This is a genomic window from Rhodococcus sp. IEGM 1341 (assembly GCF_030056895.1).
Lineage (GTDB): Bacteria > Actinomycetota > Actinomycetes > Mycobacteriales > Mycobacteriaceae > Rhodococcoides.
The window spans coordinates 214,354-231,898 of sequence record NZ_JASHKV010000006.1; the positions used below are offsets into that span (position 1 = coordinate 214,354).

Annotated in this window: 19 protein-coding genes; 7 read left to right on the forward strand and 12 right to left on the reverse strand. The window is 62.9% G+C overall.

Annotated elements, in window-relative coordinates:
• Positions 1–34 precede the first annotated feature (34 nt).
• The 7 genes from QM615_RS15685 to QM615_RS15715 all read right to left on the reverse strand — a co-directional run bounded on the left by QM615_RS15685 (position 35) and on the right by QM615_RS15715 (position 8,092).
• Complete coding sequence (locus QM615_RS15685; protein ID WP_149407804.1) at positions 35–1,984, reverse strand: primary-amine oxidase; 1,950 nt, start codon at positions 1,982–1,984, stop codon at positions 35–37.
• Positions 1,981–2,358: a hypothetical protein gene (locus tag QM615_RS15690; protein ID WP_149407803.1), complete on the reverse strand. Its 378-nt coding sequence runs from the start codon at positions 2,356–2,358 to the stop codon at positions 1,981–1,983. The genes QM615_RS15685 and QM615_RS15690 overlap by 4 nt, the downstream gene beginning before the upstream one ends.
• Positions 2,359–2,458: 100 nt before the next feature.
• Positions 2,459–4,084 carry a long-chain fatty acid--CoA ligase gene (locus tag QM615_RS15695; RefSeq protein ID WP_149407802.1) on the reverse strand — a complete coding sequence of 542 codons (1,626 nt, stop codon included), beginning with the start codon at positions 4,082–4,084 and terminating at the stop codon, positions 2,459–2,461.
• Between the two features lie 68 nt (positions 4,085–4,152).
• Positions 4,153–5,232 (reverse strand): alpha/beta hydrolase, encoded by a 1,080-nt coding sequence (locus QM615_RS15700; RefSeq protein ID WP_149407801.1) that lies wholly within the window; start codon positions 5,230–5,232, stop codon positions 4,153–4,155.
• A gap of 56 nt (positions 5,233–5,288) precedes the next feature.
• Positions 5,289–6,080: an acyl-CoA thioesterase gene (locus QM615_RS15705; protein ID WP_149407800.1), complete on the reverse strand. Its 792-nt coding sequence runs from the start codon at positions 6,078–6,080 to the stop codon at positions 5,289–5,291.
• 144 nt (positions 6,081–6,224) lie between these two features.
• Positions 6,225–6,593 (reverse strand): hypothetical protein, encoded by a 369-nt coding sequence (locus QM615_RS15710; protein ID WP_149407799.1) that lies wholly within the window; start codon positions 6,591–6,593, stop codon positions 6,225–6,227.
• Positions 6,590–8,092, reverse strand: a complete 1,503-nt coding sequence (locus QM615_RS15715) for an SAM-dependent methyltransferase (protein WP_283347663.1) — start codon at positions 8,090–8,092, stop codon at positions 6,590–6,592. Before QM615_RS15715 ends, QM615_RS15710 begins: the two co-directional genes overlap by 4 nt.
• 105 nt (positions 8,093–8,197) lie before the next feature.
• Here QM615_RS15715 and QM615_RS15720 point away from each other — a divergent pair, with 105 nt between their 5' ends.
• Positions 8,198–8,701: an SdpI family protein gene (locus QM615_RS15720; protein WP_262498594.1), complete on the forward strand. Its 504-nt coding sequence runs from the start codon at positions 8,198–8,200 to the stop codon at positions 8,699–8,701.
• Positions 8,702–8,787: 86 nt separating this feature from the next.
• On the opposite strand, the gene QM615_RS15725 is transcribed toward QM615_RS15720, so the two are convergent.
• Entirely contained in the window at positions 8,788–10,035 is a 1,248-nt protein-coding gene (locus QM615_RS15725; RefSeq protein WP_149407796.1) for a TetR/AcrR family transcriptional regulator, read from the reverse strand.
• A gap of 173 nt (positions 10,036–10,208) precedes the next feature.
• Here QM615_RS15725 and QM615_RS15730 point away from each other — a divergent pair, with 173 nt between their 5' ends.
• Entirely contained in the window at positions 10,209–10,469 is a 261-nt protein-coding gene (locus tag QM615_RS15730) for a LuxR C-terminal-related transcriptional regulator (RefSeq protein WP_149407795.1), read from the forward strand.
• A gap of 4 nt (positions 10,470–10,473) precedes the next feature.
• Here QM615_RS15730 and QM615_RS15735 read toward each other — a convergent pair whose 3' ends face one another.
• On the reverse strand, positions 10,474–11,127 hold the full coding sequence (locus QM615_RS15735; RefSeq protein ID WP_149407794.1) for a DedA family protein: 654 nt from the start codon (positions 11,125–11,127) through the stop codon (positions 10,474–10,476).
• Positions 11,128–11,214: 87 nt separating this feature from the next.
• Between QM615_RS15735 and QM615_RS15740 the strand changes: the two genes are divergently transcribed.
• Complete coding sequence (locus tag QM615_RS15740) at positions 11,215–12,234, forward strand: SMP-30/gluconolactonase/LRE family protein (protein WP_149407793.1); 1,020 nt, start codon at positions 11,215–11,217, stop codon at positions 12,232–12,234.
• Between the two features lie 61 nt (positions 12,235–12,295).
• On the opposite strand, the gene QM615_RS15745 is transcribed toward QM615_RS15740, so the two are convergent.
• A complete protein-coding gene (locus tag QM615_RS15745) occupies positions 12,296–12,781 on the reverse strand; it encodes an SRPBCC family protein (protein ID WP_149407792.1) in 486 nt (161 codons plus the stop codon).
• A 3-nt stretch (positions 12,782–12,784) separates the two neighbouring features.
• The gene (locus QM615_RS15750) at positions 12,785–13,126 is read right to left on the reverse strand and encodes an ArsR/SmtB family transcription factor (protein WP_149407791.1); all 342 of its coding nucleotides are present in this window, start codon (positions 13,124–13,126) and stop codon (positions 12,785–12,787) included.
• A 111-nt stretch (positions 13,127–13,237) separates the two neighbouring features.
• Between QM615_RS15750 and QM615_RS15755 the strand changes: the two genes are divergently transcribed.
• The 3 genes from QM615_RS15755 to QM615_RS15765 all read left to right on the forward strand — a co-directional run bounded on the left by QM615_RS15755 (position 13,238) and on the right by QM615_RS15765 (position 14,969).
• Positions 13,238–13,927 carry a DUF998 domain-containing protein gene (locus QM615_RS15755; protein ID WP_149407790.1) on the forward strand — a complete coding sequence of 230 codons (690 nt, stop codon included), beginning with the start codon at positions 13,238–13,240 and terminating at the stop codon, positions 13,925–13,927.
• A gap of 73 nt (positions 13,928–14,000) precedes the next feature.
• Positions 14,001–14,561, forward strand: a complete 561-nt coding sequence (locus tag QM615_RS15760) for a DUF3558 domain-containing protein (protein WP_262498610.1) — start codon at positions 14,001–14,003, stop codon at positions 14,559–14,561.
• A gap of 12 nt (positions 14,562–14,573) precedes the next feature.
• A complete protein-coding gene (locus QM615_RS15765; protein WP_149407788.1) occupies positions 14,574–14,969 on the forward strand; it encodes a hypothetical protein in 396 nt (131 codons plus the stop codon).
• Positions 14,970–15,029: 60 nt separating this feature from the next.
• Here the strand turns inward: QM615_RS15765 and QM615_RS15770 are convergent, their stop codons facing one another.
• The gene (locus QM615_RS15770; protein ID WP_149407787.1) at positions 15,030–16,403 is read right to left on the reverse strand and encodes a dicarboxylate/amino acid:cation symporter; all 1,374 of its coding nucleotides are present in this window, start codon (positions 16,401–16,403) and stop codon (positions 15,030–15,032) included.
• Between the two features lie 318 nt (positions 16,404–16,721).
• Between QM615_RS15770 and QM615_RS15775 the strand changes: the two genes are divergently transcribed.
• Positions 16,722–17,399: a SanA/YdcF family protein gene (locus QM615_RS15775; RefSeq protein WP_149407786.1), complete on the forward strand. Its 678-nt coding sequence runs from the start codon at positions 16,722–16,724 to the stop codon at positions 17,397–17,399.
• Positions 17,400–17,545 lie beyond the last annotated feature (146 nt).

Here is a 17,545-nt window from a genome sequence, read left to right on the forward strand (position 1 = left end):
GGAGACCGTGGTCTCCGGGCCTGGACGCGGCTGGCTACTCGGTGCAGCAATGCCCGGCGGGCTTCGGCGTCTCCGGTGCCAGATCCAGCATCGGATTGCCGTCGAAGAATCCCGTGGGCTTGAGGTGCAGACTCACATGGCTGACCGGCATGACCGGCCAATCCTCGGGGCGCACCACGTGGTGCGCGGCGATCGTGGGCCAGATGACCAGGTCTGCGTCTTCGAGTGAGCGATCCTGCGCGGTGTATGCCACCAGGCCGTCGAAGCCGGGATTCTGGGCCACGTACTCACCGGCTGCATAGCGTTCCCGTTCTGCGTACGGCGTCGCCCACAGGTGCTTGGTGGCGAACCCGCCTCGGCGAGCCTGCTGCGAACCGGGCTGTGCCAGAGGCAGAGCGACCGCACCGGACGGCTCGATCTTGTACCCGATGTGCCCGCCGAGCTTGTTCTTTTTGTCCGCGTTGGCAATCAACCAGGAACGAGCCCGGAGTGGATCGGCGACGCGCTGTGCCTGCGATTCGGTGGCGAGATGGCGCTTGGTCTGACGCCACGCGTTCCCGTGCGGGTTCTCGGGGCCTGCGGGCACTGCCTCGGCTTCGAGTTCGTAGAGATTGTTGCGTGGCCCGTCCACGTTCATGTCCAGGCGAACGCTGAAGAAGTGTTGGTGATGCGGCCCGTAAAGACCGGGCGCGACGAGGGTGCCGAACTCGGGGATCGTGCCCGGCTCGATTGCACCGGTGGAGATGATGCCGGTCAGCTTGATCTCGAATTCGATGGACCCGTCGAGATACAGATGCCAGTAGAAGCCGTAGTCGTAGTTGCCCACGGTGGCGAAGAACGACACCACGAGCCGACGGTTGCGTCGGACCTGGCCAACGTTGTCGCGGAAGTCGGTATGTTTCCAACCGATGCTGAAGTCCTCCTCGTGCATGCAGATCGCATTCGGAAGTTCGATCGGCTGACCGTCCTGATCGTTGACGTAGGCGTCGAAGTAGTGAATTTCACCGAGGCAATCACAGCCCAGCTGAAGCGAATTGGCGAGAACGCCCAAACCGTACTCGCCCTCGTCGAACACGTTCTTGTTCCACTGGCTGTCACCGGGATCGCCGTACGGTACGTACATTTCCGACAGAGACGCCCGATGGATGATCGGCCGCAGAGTTCCGCGATCGACGTAACCGACGTCATGCAGCACCAACCCCTCACGAGGTGTGAAGCCGACGTGCAAGCGCCAATTCGCCCACTCGACGTAGTGGCCGTCCACCGTGAACGACGGACCGTCGGGTTGGGTGATGTCGATCTTCTTCATCGGTGCGCGTTGGTGGGGGAATTCCGGGACATTGCCGGGGCGTTCGTAGAATCCGGGTAGGTAGTTGCCGGGAGTCTGTGGGATGGGCACCACTCCGGTGTCTGCGACGTCGACCACCTCCATCGTGTCCATATCGACTGTGACGACCAGATTCTCGACGGGCCGCGCATATCCGTTCTCCTGCGCTTCGCTTCGTACGAACGTCAGCGGGCGGGCGAGGCGTCGACCACCGGGGTTGTCGCCCTCCATGGTGTGGCCGCTGGCCCACTTGTCCACCATCGCGAGCGAGAAGTCGGTGACGCCGCGCTTGACCATCGCTTCCTGCCAGCGCGGGTCGGCCTTGATGACGTCCTCGCAGCGAAGAAATTCCTCCAGTGTGATGGGTGGCTGGGCATCGGCGATCTCGGTGTAACTGATCAGGGCATCATGAGTGAGCGAGACCACTGCTTCGAAGGTGGCATGAGCGTCACGGTCACGCAGGACGACGAATGCTCGACGGTCCGTATCCGATTGCTGCAGATCGGCTTTGGTCGGCTCCAGCAACTCGATGTAGACGAAGCGCGCAGCGGAGGTCAGGCTCCGCTCCCGAGTCACGATCGCCGACGTCCTCGAAATCTCCTGCGGGGTCAGCGGTTCGAGGGGGTGAACTACAACGGGCGCAAAGGTATCGGTCATCGTGGCTCCTGCAATGGGTAGTGGAGAAGTTCCGGCGGAATGCGGCGCGTGCGAAGGAAAACGACGACGGCGGCGAGCGCGAGTTCGGTCGCAGCAAGAATCGAGGCCGCCGAGACGTCGCTGACCCTGTCGGTGACGAGGGCCTGATGATGCCCCGCCGGACCGGAGGCATGCGCAAGCAGCATCACGGCGCTCGACGTCGCCATGATCACCCACGGACGATTGCCCGTCGACCGCCACAGATCGGCAGCACACAGCAGGCACACCACCGCCATGGCGGCGACCACAACACCGAGTGCGCTGCCGATCCCCATCCTCAGGTGGAGAAAGGCCGTGGTCACCGCCAGTGCCGCTGCACAACGGTTGATCAACACTGTCCGGGACTCCCTGTCGTCGCTGTCCGTTACGACGTTAGGGGTAGACCATTACTGGTATTCGTAGGTCGTGTGAGGGACGTGTAACTCGCCGACCGGATCAGACCAACTCGATGACGTTCAATGCCCCGTCGGCATGCGAGCTACGCAGTCGCTTCTTGTCGTATTTGCCGACGCTGGTTTTCGGGACCTCGTCGATGAAGGTCCAGCGTTCGGGAAGCTGCCAATGCGCGACGCGGCTGTCGAGGAACTTTCTCAGTTCTTCGGCCGTCACCGACGCACCCTCGCGCACGACGACGGCGACCAGGGGCCGTTCGTCCCACTTCGGATCGGGCACGCCGATGACTGCGGCCTCGCGTACGGCGGGATGGCCCATCACCTGGTTCTCGAGTTCCACCGACGAGATCCACTCGCCACCGGACTTGATGATGTCCTTCGAACGATCGGTCAGGCGGAGGTAGCCGCCCTCGGAGATGGTTCCCACGTCACCGGTGCGCAGCCAACCGTCGTCGAACTTGTCGTCCGCATCGGCTCGGTAGTAGCTGCCGGTGATCCAGGGGCCACGCACCTCGAGTTCGCCGACGGTCTTGCCGTCCCACGGCAACACCTCACCGGCATCGCCGACGAGCCGTGCTCGAACCCCGGCGACGAATCTGCCCTGCGTGCAACGCAAGTCGAACTCATCCTCCGCCGACAGGCCGACATCAGGCTTGCCGGAGGTACCCAGAGGCGAGGTCTCGGTCATGCCCCACGCCTGCGAGATGTGCACCCCGTACTTCTCGTGGAACGCCCGCATCAAACTCGGTGGACATGCGGCACCGCCGACCACCACGTCACGCAGACTCGACAGATCCGCCGGGTGCTCGTCCAGGTGAGCGAGCAGGGCCTGCCAGATGGTCGGAACTGCCGCCGCAGCCGTCGGTCGCAGTGTCGACATCATCTCCGCCAGTGGTGCCGGCTGCAGAAACCTGTCGGGCATGATCAACGAAGCACCGACCATCAGCGCTGCATAGGGCAACCCCCACGACATCGCGTGGAACATCGGCACGATGGCCAAGACCTTGTCGGACTGCGCGATCGCCATCGCGTCGGTCATGCACGCCTGCATCGAATGCAGGTAGATGGAGCGATGCGAATACACGACTCCTTTGGGGTCGCCGGTGGTACCCGAGGTGTAACACATTGCGGCAGCTGATCGTTCGTCGAGCTCCGGCCAGTCGAACTCTTCCGGCTTGCCTGCGAGTAGGTCCTCGTAACCCAGTACCTCGATGCCGTCGGGTGCAGTGACCTGCGTCGGGTCGACGCCGACGACGACGAGATGCCGTACGGTCTCGAACGTCGGCAGCAGGGGCGTCAGCAGAGGGAGCAGGCTCGCGTCGGCGATGATCACCTGGTCCTCGGCATGGTTGACGATGTAGGTGAGCTGCTCGGGAAAGAGTCGAATGTTCAGCGTGTGCAGCACCGCGCCCATCGCAGGAATCGCCATGTATGCCTCCATGTGCGGGGCGTTGTTCCACATGAACGTTCCGACGCGCTGATCGTCGTCGATGCCGATCGACCGCAGACCGTGTGCCAGTTGCGCTGCCCGCCTGCCCAATTCCCCGAAGGTCACCGTGGTCGGACCGGTGTCCGTCCAGGTGGTGATCTCGGCCGAGGAGTGAATGGACGTCCCGAATCGAACCAGCTGGCCGATGGACAGTGGGGTGTCCTGCATGGTGCTCTTCATCGATCTCGCTCCTGAAGTCTCGGCATACACGTCGTTGTGCTGCGCGTCACACCTTGCACGATACGGACTTACTCGGACGCGTGGTCTCGGGTACCTCGTATTCGGGCGTCGACCTCGCGAACCATGTCCTGATAGATCTCCGACGCGGGATCGATGACCGCGAAGTGGCCCCCGGGTCCTTCGACCGAGACGACCGAATCCGAGCCCGCCGACGCGGCGGCGTAGTACGCCCGACTGATCTCGAGCAGGTTGGGATCGTCCGACACCGCGCACACCACCAACTGCGGAACGCCGAGCGGAAGCCTCGAGTTCGGAGACGATGCCTCGTACGTCTCCTGCGCACCGGCGAATCGCGCACCGATCGCATTCGACACCGCACCCTCGCCGAGCCAGCGCTCGTCGCCGACCCGTAGATCGAGGACACCGGCCAGACTCACTGCGAGAGCCGGGGTTACGGCCTTCCCGGCCGAATCGGCCGCGAGGCGCAGAGCGAGTTGACCGCCCGCCGAATGGCCCAACACAACTATCCGGGACAGATCCAGGTCGCCGGGTTCCGTCTCCAGAGCGGCAAGCGCGGACGCGACGTCGCTGGTCATCGCGTCCCACCCGTGTTCGTCGGGGCGACGATATTCGACGTTCCACGTGGCGTAACCCCGCGCGGTCAGATCGACGGCCATCGCGTCCATCAGGTCGAATTCCCATCGCGAACGCCAATATCCACCGTGGATCAGCATCGCGACAGGTGACGGACCGTCGCTCTCGGGTAACCGCTGTTCGACGCGCTGCTCGGGGTGATCCCCGTAGTGCAGGATCGTCCCGGGGTGGAAGCGTTGAAAGTACACGCTGTCGATCGCGAACCGTAGACCGTCGAGTCCGCGGCCGCGAATGTGAGTGCGGATGCCCGGCGATCTGTCCGGTGTGCACTGGCCCAGATCGACCCGAACGACACCGCTGTACGACGCCGTGTCGACCGGGATTCCGTCACCGGGAACGACGATCACCTCGTCGGAACCGGCTGCGGTGCCGACGATTCCGCCCGTCAGTCCTCGGGCCGACAGCGCCCTGGCGACCAATTCCTGCGCCGTCGCGAGGTCGGCGAAAACGCCGGGAGCGGCGACGATGTCGAGGTGGGTCGAGATGTGCGTCATGGGTTCACGCTACCCAGAACGGCGTCGACCGAACCCGAGACGGAGGTCGGAGTGGGTCAGACCTTGTAGTACACCACCTGGTGGCTCGTGGCCAGCAACGTTCCACCTTCGGTCCACAGTTCTGCCGTCTGATCGAAGTAGCCCTGATGGAACCGGCGTGCTCGTGCGGTACCGAGGACGTACCCGTCGGAGTGCTGCTCGAGATCGTCGGGCGTCGCGAAGTAGTGGATCGTCAGCGAGATGGTGCCGGCCGGCACGTAGCGACCGAGGCGCTGAAAGATCCTGGGGTAGAACACATCGCTGAGCGAGGTCAGCGCAGCGAAGTCCACCGGACGTGGCGGCGTGTCGCGGATCCACAGTGTCTCGGTCGAGTCCGGTGATTCCTGGTCGTTCAGAGCGCCTGCAACGAAACGCATCTCATAGTTCTGTGCCCAGGCGATCGCGTCGGGAAAGTTACCGCGGGGCGTCTCGGCGGGGGAGGGGACGGCAGGTGCCACGGCCTCGGTGTTGTCCCACGTCTCGCGCCGCGTCCCGAATACCGCCGTGGCCGTAGTTGCGACGGCACCGTCCTGGACGAGTTCGAGGTACCAGTGCTGATTGCTCCGGTTGGTTCGCACGGCGCGCGCCGAGATCTCGAACTCGCCCTCGGCCACCGGACCGGCGAAGTTGACCGTCAGCGAGACCGGCGATCCGAGGCATTCCGGATGCCGTTCGATGGCTCGGATGAACGTCGCAGCAGTGATGCCACCGAACGGGCCGACCATGTTGTTGTACGGCGCCGATGTCCTGCCGCGATACGTGCCGTCGCCGACGGTCTCGAGGGCGACTGCTGTGTCGAACGGATGCATTGTTCTCCCGTAGGTCTCTATCGTCGTTCGTGCCGATTCAAACTATCCGGCCCACTCGGGCGGTACGCAGGGTGGCTCCCTCACTGAATGATTCGCTGGCGACGCAGCTCGGCGAACGTGGCACGGGCCGCCACGCGGTGGAAACTAGCTGTCGTTGCGACGGAGCCCGCGAGACACCAGGTTGATGACTCCGGACAGTGCGAGACTGCCGCCAGGGTAAATGAGAAGACCGAGTGAAAAGATGACGGGTTCCGATGCGTCCTTCACCATGAACGCAGCACCGATACCGGTCAGGATAAGTCCGAGGATGGTGAGGAGCGCGATTGTTCGCCGGCTCCGACGGGACAACCACGTCGAGATCAAGGCTGCGAAACCGGCGAAGACACAGAGGAAAATCGACGCAATGAACAACGCATCCGACTCGACGACTGTGGCCACAAAGAACATGGATCCGCCGATGAGGAGTAGAGCCAGCTCAGGAACAGGCTGTCGTTGAGGAGCATCGGGATTCATTGTGGCTGCTCCCTCGCGATATTCACCGCGCGAGTGAGCGATGCGGCCCCCAATAGTAGACCGTGCCTGGCCGCAACATCGGAAGCACGCTCTCGGAGCGCTCCGGGGTCGGTCGCGCAGGCGATCGCGTGCAGGTCGATGCGTTGCAACAGCTTCTTCGTCACGGGTCGTTTGCTGTCCCAGAATGCAAGTGCAGCAATGAGATCCGTGGCCTCCTGGCCGGTCAACAGTGCATGGGCGACCGCGCATGTCGCTGGGTCCTCGAACGGCTGGAGATAGGTGGCATCGTCGAACACCGCAGGTCTGCCGTCGTAGGGGCCGACCAGCCTGAACTGCGGAACCTTGTGGAACCCGGAGATCGCGATCTTGTACGGAGAAAACGTGTACGGCCCCACTCCGAAGATGCAGAAGCGGGCTCTCTTGCGGTAGATCGACGACTTCCGTCCGTCGAGAACAGCGGCGTTGTCGGTCAGGTACTTCCACAGCTTCGGCGCGCTGGCCGCCAACTGCGCGGTGTCGTCACCGGTGTGGGACTGCGGCACGATCATCCACCGCGACACTTCGGCGAGCTTGCCGCGGTAGACATCGGTACATTTGAACAGGGGAAACAGGAAGTCCTTCTCGACGTCGACCGAGGCTCCGAGTTTTGTTCGCGGGCCGTCGTTCTCGGTCAATTCCATGACGGCAGACGCGTCGTGTTTGATGCCCTGACGCCACATCAGCGGACTGATGCCATCGAACTGCTTGCTTCGCTCGTAGGCGTCGACATCCGCGACGAGCTGTCCGTCTACCACTCCGATTCTGGTGCTGGGGTGCAGTGCATCCATGCTCGGATACACCTGCGCGGTGTGGTCGGTTGCGCCGGTTCCGAGTTCGACCACGAACCAACAGGCATCCACTCCGGCGTCGAACCACTTCTTGGCGTCGATGGGGCGCAGACTCGAACCGGTGATCGGAAGGCCGTGCCGAGCGCAGTGCAACAGGATGTTTCGCGCTACCTGGGTCTTGCAGATCATTGCAACGGTGACCGGGCGATCTGCGAACTCGGCGAGGAGCTTGATCCAAATGAATTCTGCGATATCGAAATTGGAGCTTCCGGTGATCGCATCGATTCCGCGCGCGTTCTCGGTGTTCGCGCGAGCCGGTCTGTTGCTGGAGCCCAGAACCGAGAGCTGAGAATTGGTCACCCATGGTGGGTTGCCGACGACGAGAGTCGGGCCGGGCGCGGATGTCCATGCGATGTCGCGTGCAAGGTCGAAATCGAAAATCGAGGCAGTGATCACTCTGCCGAATGTCGATGCTGCCGTGGCGTACTCGGGTTGCACCTCGATTCCGACACGTTCTGCATCGGGATGGCGATCCCCGACGGCAGACAGGAAGTTTCCGACACCGCACGTGGGTTCGAGGACGCGGGTCCACGCCCTTCGAGGCAGGGTGCTCACCAACGCACGTGCCAACTCGATCGGGGTCTGGAAGTCCCCGAACTCGTTGTTGGGCATCGGTGCCTCCGGCAGTGGTGCGGACAGGTGCCTTCCGTGACACGGGAGCGGAGGCCCCGGAGCCACGGCACCACACCGATGCCGGAGGCACTAATGTGGACTTCGATGAAGCTTTCGCGTGCGGCCCTGCTGCTGTCAACTCTGGTGTTCATCGCTGCTCTGATCTGGGTCGCCGTCACCGCGGGGGACCGAGTTCCCGCGCACTTCGACGGATCCGGTCAGGTCGATCGCGTGGAGTCGAAGCTGTCCTTCCTGCTCACGATGGGCGGCATCGGATTTGCGATGATCGGGTTGTTCGCGAGTATCGGTTGGTGGTTGCCCAAGGTTCCGGCGTCCATGGTGAATCTGCCGAGTCGAAAGATGCACGAGTACTGGACTGCCGCCGAGAATCGACCGGAGGTGAACCGGAAGATGGCCGAGGATCTCGACTGGATCGGCGTGGCAACGGCATTGCTCTTCGCCTGGATCACCGGCGTTGCGGGCGCGACCACAGGCGACTCCGTCAGCGTCTGGGTTCTCGCGGTACCGACGGCGCTGTACGTGCTGGCCATTCTGGGATACGTGGTGTTCGTCGCCAAAGGTGGCCGGTACCGCGTTCCGAAGGACTGAATCAGGGGAGTGGTTGCAGCATCGCCAGTGGCCCTCGCTTCATTCGTCGGCGGCATTTCTGCCTACGACACGCACGCGGTCGATGCTCAGCGCGCACTGAGTCCGTCGAGGAGGAGTTCACCGACGAACGTCGCGTTGTCCTGCGGGCTGTTCTGTCGTCGGGTGAAACACCGCATCAGCAGCGTGTTGGTGATGCCTGCCGCGAGATCGACTGGGCTCGAGCTCTTTCGGAATATGCCGGTGTCCTGCCCTCGTGCGATGACCGGTGCGATGATTGCCGGCAGGTTGAGCTTTTCCTTGATCGAGATCAGTCCCTCCGGTTCGCCGTAAGTGTCGTGTGCGACGGCGACGAGGAGAGCGTCCATGAATTCGAGTTCGTCGGAGGCGAGTTGCGCGCACCGCAGCATGTGATTCTGCAGAATCGTGAGCTCGTCGAGGCCGAGCAGTTGGTCGTCGGCCACCGACTCACGAAGACGATCGACCCGGCTCTGCAGTGCCGCAACGATGACGGACGGCTTGGTCGGAAACAGAGTCTTGCACGCTGCCCTCGGCACTCCGGCGATATCGGCGACGTCGTCCATGCGCGTCATGAAGTACCCACGCTTACCGAACTCGTCGCGCGCCGCGGTGACGATCGCGGCACGCGGATCGCGAGGAAGCGGCCGCTCCTCGACCGGTGCACCGACATCCCGCACGACGTCGTCGAGGTGCTGATGATGTCCGGACGTGTCGACGACGGCCCCGAGGAAGGCCAGCACCGCGTCGGACATCACATCGGCCGATACGGAGGAGGCGTCCACCTGACTGCGGATGCGAAAGCCGTCGACGACAGCATTGACAGTCATGGCGAACGATCGGGCCGTGAAGGGACGGCGAAAAGCGCCACCGTCGGGATCGAACAGCGCCTCGAATGCCTCCAGGACGGCATCGTCTCGAACGCGGTAGCTTCCGGCGAGGGTCCCGGAAGTCGGCCCGCTGAAAACAAGATCGAGAAGAGACTCGGTGATGCTCCTCCGGTCGACTACCGCCGGGAAGTAGCGCGCAACGAGGGCAGTCACCGTCGCGCGAATCGATGCACCGCTGTCCGTCATCTGGATGCGAACGGTCTCGCGAACGTCGGTGGGTGGATGATTTCGAGACAGATGTTCGACGACCGTGGCGAGGAAGTCGGATTTGGTGCTGAACTTGCGGAAGAACGTTGCTGTCGACGAGTCGGCCTCGTGAACGACGTCTTCGATACGCAATCCGCGTTCGAGAATCTTCTGCGGATGGGTGACCAACAATGTGACACCCGCCTCGACGAAGTGGGCGGCGGTCGCGTCGAGCTCGGTCATAGTGGCGGACTTTACCGAGGTGGGGCCGACCGTGACTGCGCAGGTGACAGTGTTCACTCTCGGGTGAGAGCAACCTCGGTCATTCCTCGGAGTGACGCAGCGGAGCGAGTGCTGTGTCATTGGCCGTATCAGCGCCACCGGGACAGCGGTGACGCCCGAAATCGAGGATCGTCATGACATTGCTCGACATCCGCATCGGCGATGCCCCCGACCCACGGCTCAGCGCTCGTGAAATCGAGGTTCTCACCGCATGGCTCATCTCGGATTCCAAAGCGGAGGCATCGCGCTCGCTCTATCTCTCGATGGGAACCGTCAACACACACCTGACTCGCATCAGAGCGAAATACACGGCAGTGGGACGAACGGCACCGACCAAAGCAACGTTGCTGGTGCGTGCTCTGCAGGACGGGTTCATCGACATCGACGACCTGTGAACAGTCACTGCACCTCGACGCGACGGGACCGGACCTTCTTGACCACGAACCAGCCGATCAGCGCGACCACGATGCCGATCACGACGTACTGGAACACCGCCGCGTAGCTCTCCACGTAGTGCCAGTTCTCGCCGAGGAAGTAGCCGGCGAGCACGAAGATCGAGTTCCAGATCAGGCTGCCGAGGGTGGTGTACAGCAGGAATTGCAGAACCGGCATCCGGGACACGCCGGCCGGGATGGATATGCCCGAACGGACCATGGGGATCATGCGGCCGAAGAACACCGCCGACCGTCCGTGGCGGGTGAACCAATCCTCGGCCTTGGTCAGATCGTCGGTTCCGACGAACGGCATCCGATCGACGATGGCGTACATCCGGTCGCGCCCGAGTTTGACGCCGAGCCAGTACAGAACCAGTGCGCCGAGTACCGATCCGGCCGTCGTCCAGAACAGCGCACTCAGCAGAGTCATCCCGCCCTGGGATGCGGTGAACCCCGCCAGCGGCAGGATGATCTCGCTCGGCAGCGGCGGGAAGAAGTTCTCGGCGGCCACCGCAATTCCTGCGCCGGGGCCACCGATGGCCTCCATCAGACTCACTGCCCATCCGGCGATCCCTCCGAGGTCGCTGTCGGCTGCGGCAAGGGAGGAGGAGGCACTCATGACTACGACAGTACGAAACTGATGGGCCCAAAATCTGCTCACCAGGTGAAATGCCCGAAGATTGAGACATATGGAACACTCGATGGTGTGAACCGAGTCTCGCGAGTAGCCCCCGCTGTTGCCATCGCCACACTGTTTCTGAGTGCCTGCGGGTCCTCGGACTCGCCCGATCCGGCACCGGCCACGACGAGCAATTCGTCCGCGCCTGCGTCGACATCTCTGAGTTCGAGCTCGGCGACGGTCTACAACCTGCCCGGCAGTGGAGTGTTCCCCGAGGGCATCACGGCCGCGGACGACACGTTCTATGTGACGTCCACATCCGATGGCGCGGTGTTCCGCGGAACCGTCGGCTCCGCGGATGTCTCGGTGTTCCTGCCCGGCGGCGCGGACGGACGCACCGCGGCTGCCGGACTCGACGTGACCGACGACGACGATCGCGCCGATTACTTGGTGATCGCCGGTGGGGCCACCGGCAAGGTATGGGTGTACGACGCCGATTCCGGTGATCTGATCGGCACGTTCACCAACGGTCTCGGCACCGATGCGACATTCCTCAACGACGTCGCCATTGCCGACAACGGTGATGCCTACATCACGGACTCACGCAGCCCGGCGTTGTACCGCATTCCCGTCGAGCAGATGACGGCCGGAACGCAGGACGCTCCGTTGGAGACGTTCGTGAGCTTCGAGGGCACTCCCTTCGCGTACGGGGAGGGCTTCAACGCGAACGGCATCGTCGAGAACGACGACGAATCGGCGTTGATCGTCGTGCAGTCCAGTACCGGCAACCTCTATCGCATCGACAAGACCTCGAAAGAGGTCACCCAGGTCGATCTGGGCGGCGCGACCCTGACCAACGGCGACGGCCTCGAAATGGACGACGACACCTTGTACGTCGTCCGCAATCGTGACGGGCTCATCGCCAAGGTCGACCTCGATGACGACGGCAGAACCGGCGCGGTCACCGGTGAGATCACCGACGCATCGTTTGCCTACCCGACAACCGTTGCGGCAGTGGACGATCGACTGCTCGTGGTCAACAGCCAGTTCGACAAGCGTGGGGGAGAGCCCGTCGAGCCGTTCACCGTCAGCTCCGTTCCCGAGTAGAGCGGCTGCGCCGCAGGTGCGTGGAAACTCGTAGCAGGGGTCGAGGTTCCACGCACAACGGTCACTCGGCGACGATGGCGTCGATCTGACCCATTGCCGACTCCATGCCCTCCTCTATGCCCATCGCGGCGAGTTCTTCGAGCTGGCTCAGGCTGTCGAATCGAGACCTGATGGTCATACGTGTTCTGCCGTCGACATCCTCGAGAGTTACCACGGCGTGCGTGACGGGCAGCGTCGACGACGGGTTGCCGGAGTCGTCGGCGAACCCGTCGTCGAAGGACAGCGTGGTCGGAGCTGAAATATCGGTGAAAAGCCACCAGCCGGCGGCCTTTTCGCCGTCGGGCCCGGACATGTAATACGACGCCTTGCCGCCCGGAACGAAGTCGTGGGAGACGAATGTCGCAGGCCATGTCGGCGGACCCCACCACCGTTCGAGCTGACGTGGGTCCTCCCAGATCTGCCAGACGCGTTCTACTTTCGCGTCGAACTCCGCGGTCACGGTCATGGTCAAGTTTTCTGCATCCTTGTGTGAGCTGATGAACGGCATGATTCAGCCTTTCTCGTCCTGGGAAAGAAGTTCGTCGATCCTCCCGACGCGATCTCGCCAGATTTCTTCGTATCCGTCGAGCAAGGCGCGGGCTCGGGCGATGGTCTCCAATCGAACTCGCACGATCTGCTCCCTGCCGCGCCTCTGTTTCGTGATCACCGCAGCGCGTTCGAGAACTGCCACGTGTTTCTGTACGGCGGCGAAACTCATGGCGTAGTGAGAAGCCAACTCCGAGACCGACTGCTCGCCGACAGTGACCTTCGCGACGATGTCACGACGCGTCGTGTCTGCGAATGCCTGGAAAAGGCGATCGATGCCGGCGTCATCCAGCTGATCTACAACCATGTGGTTGTACGTTATTCGACGCTACAGCCTCGGTCAAGGGATGTAGATCGGTTCTTCGGGCAACATGGAGTGTGGACGGCGATCGACGTCGTCCCGGAGGGTGGAAACAACGTGCAGATTCGACCGGCCAGGATCGGCGCTCTGTTGATCGTGTTGGGTGCGCTGGTGGTGCTGGTTCTCGATCTGTACACCGCTTTGCAGACGCCCTCGCACTTGCGTCGCACGATCAGCGAATACGGACTCGGCGCGCAGCAGTGGGTGTTCTCGATCGGGGTCGTCCTGCTCGCCTTCGGCTCGGCACTCACTCTCGCGTCCGCACTTCGGCATCGACTCACCCGGCCCACATCGGCCGCCTCGATCTGCCTGACTCTGTGGACCGTGGGACTCGTGGCCGTCGTCGCGGTGCCGAAGCAGGATTGGTCCAACGACGCGTCGCTGAGCGTCGGCGGGACGATTCACCGACTCGGTGCGGCTGTGGCGTTCGTCAGCATCCCGGTAGCCGTCTTTCTCTTCTCCCGTCCCTGGATTCGTGACGCCGTGTGGGCGGCTCGGGCCCGGATCACGCTGGGACTGAGCATGCTGTCGGTCATGACGCTGCTGCCCATCGCTTACGCCCTGGTCGCCGGTGCCACCGGCCCGCGACCCTGGTACCGGGTGGTCACCCTCGGTTACGTGGAGCGAGTGCTCGTCGTCGCCGAAGTGATCGCGCTGATATCGCTGGCCCTGTGGGTGTGGGCGGCGGAACGTAGGAGTGTTCACTCGGTCGAGTCGCAGGAGGTCAAGGCCTCGCAGCGCGTATAGGGAACCGATCGGGTGCCCCTCGCGTCCAACCTCTCAGTGACGTCTGTGTAGAGAGGTTGAACGAATGCGGGTAATGGGTGGGCGGCGGTTCGCGGCGGTGTGTGCTTCGGCCCTGGTGTTGGCGGGTTGTTCGGGATCGACGCAGGGGAGTCCAGTCGCAAACGGAGACGCCTCGACGGAATCGACGAGGACGGCGGGGGCCCCGGAGCCATTCGACCCCTGCACCATCCCGAAGTCTGCAGTGACAGCAAGTGGGTTGGACGTCAGCACCGAGCGACCGGACTTCGCGGGCATCACGACGTACCCCGGCTGGAAGAACTGCACCTGGGACGCCTCCGGAACCAACCCCTGGTACTACCTCTCCGTCATGTCGTCCATCAACTCGATCGACGAATACTTGCGTAGCCCGCAGAACGAGCGGCAGCTTCCTATCCAGGTCGGCTCGCGTGCCGCAGTGCGCTACAACGCTGACTACCAGGGAAATCCGCCGACTGGATGCGACATTGTGCTCGATGTGAGTGGGAATCTGATCATCTTCGCCTTGGACAGGATCGGATTGGAAGACGTTTTGGGGGACCCTTGCGCCGAGGTTCACAGACACGCCACCGAGCTCCAGAGCTTCCTGCCGGCCTGAGAAGAGGACTCAATGATCGACGAATCCGAACGACTCGACAAGAACTTGACCCACTGGCGGTCGCTACGACAGCAAGCATCGGACGGCGCACTTCACGTCGAAGCGGACATGGCGCGCGAGTGCGACAACGTATGCGCCGATTACCTCGACGATTTGTACAGAATGCTCGAAATGACGCTCAGACTATCGAAGCTCGAAGCATTCGGTGAGCTGCCCTCAGCCCAGATGCTCGGGGCAAAGTTTCATCGTTTGGCAGTTGGGGAGGAGGGCTCCGCCCGCTTCGCGATTACACGGCAGATCGAGATCATCAAGACGATGCGGGAGTTCTTTCAACACTATTTCGCCAGTGTCGAGGCTACGGATACTGCGACTGCGGCCACCGTAGAGGCGCTCTCCCCGCCGAGATAGACGAAAAATCCCGACGACCCAGTTGCTCGGTCGTCGGGATCGATCGTTCGAAACGCGCTGCTAGCGGGCCAGTTCCACTTCCGCTTCCTCGTCGACGAAGGGATCGCCGTTTCGCGGAGCGTTGTAGCGCTCGAGGTCGAGAATTCCTTCGCGCTTGGCAACGATGGTCGGCACCAATGCCTGACCGGTGACGTTGACTGCTGTGCGACCCATGTCCACGATCGGCTCCACTGCGAGCAGTAGACCGACGCCGGCCAGTGGCAGTCCGAGGGTCGACAGCGTGAGGGTGAGCATCACCGTCGCACCGGTTGTTCCTGCCGTTGCGGCAGAACCGATCACGGACACGACGATGATCAGCAGGTAGTCGGTGATGGTCAGATCGATGCCGTAGAACTGAGCGACGAACAGTGCCGCGATCGCGGGATAGATTGCCGCGCAACCGTCCATCTTGGTCGTCGCCCCGAGAGGAACCGCGAACGACGCGTACTCCCGCGGGACTCCGAGGTTACGTTCGGTGACGCGTTCGGTCAGTGGCAGGGTTCCGATCGACGAACGCGAGACGAAGCCCAGCTGGGTGGCGGGCCACACTCCCGAGTAGAAGTTCCGTACCGAAAGTCCATGTGCGCGAACGATCACCGGGTACACCACGAAGAACACCACAGCCAGACCGACGTAGATCGACACGGTGAATACGCCGAGCGAGCCGATGGCATCCCAGCCGTAGGTCGCCACCGCGTTGCCGATGAGTGCGGCGGTGCCGATCGGCGCGAGGCGAATGATCCACCACAGAACCTTCTGCACGATGGCCAACAGCGACGCGTTGAACGCGAGGAACGGCTCGGCCTTCTTGCCGACCTTGAGCGCTGCGATACCGATGGCAGCGGCAATCACCAGCAACTGCAAGATGTTGAAGCTCAATGATGTGGTTGCGGTGCCGCTCTCGGCGACAGTGGTCTTCGCGCCGAGTGCGAGAAAGTTGTTCGGTACCAGTCCGGTGAGGAACGACCACCACGACCCGACACTCGACGGATCGCCCGCCGAATCGGCACCTGCGCTGGTACGCGAACCGGGCTGCGCGACCAACCCGATCACGATGCCGATGATGACGGCGATGAATGCCGTGATGGCGAACCACCACAGCGTCTGAATCGCCAGACGGGCAGCATTGGTGACCTCGCGCAGGTTGGCGATCGAACTGACGATGGCGGTGAACACCAGCGGGATCACCGCGACGGTGAGCAGCTTGACGTAGCTCGAACCGATGGTCGACAGCGTGCCGACCAACCAGTTCTCGTTGCCGTCTGCAGCATCGGGCATCGACCGGGCAATGAGTCCCAATACGACACCGAGGACGAGACCGGCAACGATCTGTGGACCGAACGCGGTTGCCCAGGTAGGGACACGGCGCGTTCGGGTAGCGCTGGGCGCAGACATGGATATGCCTTTCGAAAAGGAGAGGTGTCGCCGAGGATGGACGACAAAAATACTCGCCGGCCGATCGGCCGAGCGGAGGGGATGCGGTCTAGAGAACCGTCAACAGGTAGCGCTGGCTTGCAGACGCAAGTCGACGTAGCGTCGAGAGGTCAGCAGCGGATTCACTGATCGAACGGTACTCCGTGTCCGAACAGTGCAATCAAGCAGGGGCGGGCTCTGAGGGATCACTGTGGAATCGGTATGGGTGCGCCTCGGCGACGCTCGGACTTCGTATTGGTGGGTTAGCTTGAGGTTTCTTCCCACCGACGAAACGAGATCATGAGTACCAGATCGAAGCCCCGAGGATTGGCCGGGCGACTCGTTCGTGCCTTCTGCGCGGTGGTCGCAGCCCTGGTTGCCGTCGTTCTGGCATCGGCCGGTTGGGTGGCATACGCGACGGCGGGGAAGGTCTACGACGTCGAGGATGCGCCGGACGCACCGGTGGCCATCGTCCTCGGTGCGCAGGTGCGCGACGGCAAGCCGATGCGATTTCTCTCCGGACGTCTCGACACTGCGATTGCGTTGATGGCGGCGGGGAAGATCAAGGCAATTCTGGTTTCCGGTGATGCAGACGGTAACTCCGGCAACGAGATTCAAGCGATGACCGACTATCTGATCGAGCACGGAATCGATCCTGCGGTGATCATCGGAGACGATCACGGCATCGACACCTACGACACCTGCGCACGGGCGAAAGAGACCTTCGGGGTCGAACGCGGACTCATCATCAGTCAACCTCTCCATGTATCGCGAGCAGTAGCGTTGTGCGAGGACATGGACCTCGACGTCGATGGGGTCACGGCGGAGTGCATCGACTGCAATACCCTTGCGGTGGTGCGTAATTACGCGCGAGAGTTGTTGGCGCGTCCCAAGGCGGTGCTGGATTTGTGGTCCGGCCGCGATCCCGTGGTGGTCTCCCCGCCTGTCGATTCGCTCGCGACCATCACCGCCCGATGAGTGTGCCCGACGGCGAGGTGTGAATCAGCCCCTCGATTCTGGATATGTGCCTCCGATCGGCGTCGGTCATTCGAAGCAGGGGAGCCGATCAGGCGGACGACGGGGATGGCGACGGCTCCAGCCCGGCTACAGTGAGCTGGCCCGGT

Excerpts from the sequence above, each read along its gene's own strand:
- QM615_RS15685 (WP_149407804.1), bottom strand. The coding sequence starts at position 1,984 with ATGACCGATACCTTTGCGCCCGTTGTAGTTCACCCCCTCGAACCGCTG.
- QM615_RS15695 (WP_149407802.1), bottom strand. The coding sequence starts at position 4,084 with ATGAAGAGCACCATGCAGGACACCCCACTGTCCATCGGCCAGCTGGTT.
- QM615_RS15700 (WP_149407801.1), bottom strand. The coding sequence starts at position 5,232 with ATGACGCACATCTCGACCCACCTCGACATCGTCGCCGCTCCCGGCGTT.
- QM615_RS15705 (WP_149407800.1), bottom strand. The coding sequence starts at position 6,080 with ATGCATCCGTTCGACACAGCAGTCGCCCTCGAGACCGTCGGCGACGGC.
- QM615_RS15710 (WP_149407799.1), bottom strand. The coding sequence starts at position 6,593 with ATGAATCCCGATGCTCCTCAACGACAGCCTGTTCCTGAGCTGGCTCTA.
- QM615_RS15715 (WP_283347663.1), bottom strand. The coding sequence starts at position 8,092 with ATGCCCAACAACGAGTTCGGGGACTTCCAGACCCCGATCGAGTTGGCA.
- QM615_RS15720 (WP_262498594.1), top strand. The coding sequence starts at position 8,198 with ATGAAGCTTTCGCGTGCGGCCCTGCTGCTGTCAACTCTGGTGTTCATC.
- QM615_RS15725 (WP_149407796.1), bottom strand. The coding sequence starts at position 10,035 with ATGACCGAGCTCGACGCGACCGCCGCCCACTTCGTCGAGGCGGGTGTC.
- QM615_RS15730 (WP_149407795.1), top strand. The coding sequence starts at position 10,209 with ATGACATTGCTCGACATCCGCATCGGCGATGCCCCCGACCCACGGCTC.
- QM615_RS15735 (WP_149407794.1), bottom strand. The coding sequence starts at position 11,127 with ATGAGTGCCTCCTCCTCCCTTGCCGCAGCCGACAGCGACCTCGGAGGG.
- QM615_RS15745 (WP_149407792.1), bottom strand. The coding sequence starts at position 12,781 with ATGCCGTTCATCAGCTCACACAAGGATGCAGAAAACTTGACCATGACC.
- QM615_RS15750 (WP_149407791.1), bottom strand. The coding sequence starts at position 13,126 with ATGGTTGTAGATCAGCTGGATGACGCCGGCATCGATCGCCTTTTCCAG.
- QM615_RS15760 (WP_262498610.1), top strand. The coding sequence starts at position 14,001 with ATGGGTGGGCGGCGGTTCGCGGCGGTGTGTGCTTCGGCCCTGGTGTTG.
- QM615_RS15765 (WP_149407788.1), top strand. The coding sequence starts at position 14,574 with ATGATCGACGAATCCGAACGACTCGACAAGAACTTGACCCACTGGCGG.
- QM615_RS15770 (WP_149407787.1), bottom strand. The coding sequence starts at position 16,403 with ATGTCTGCGCCCAGCGCTACCCGAACGCGCCGTGTCCCTACCTGGGCA.
- QM615_RS15775 (WP_149407786.1), top strand. The coding sequence starts at position 16,722 with ATGAGTACCAGATCGAAGCCCCGAGGATTGGCCGGGCGACTCGTTCGT.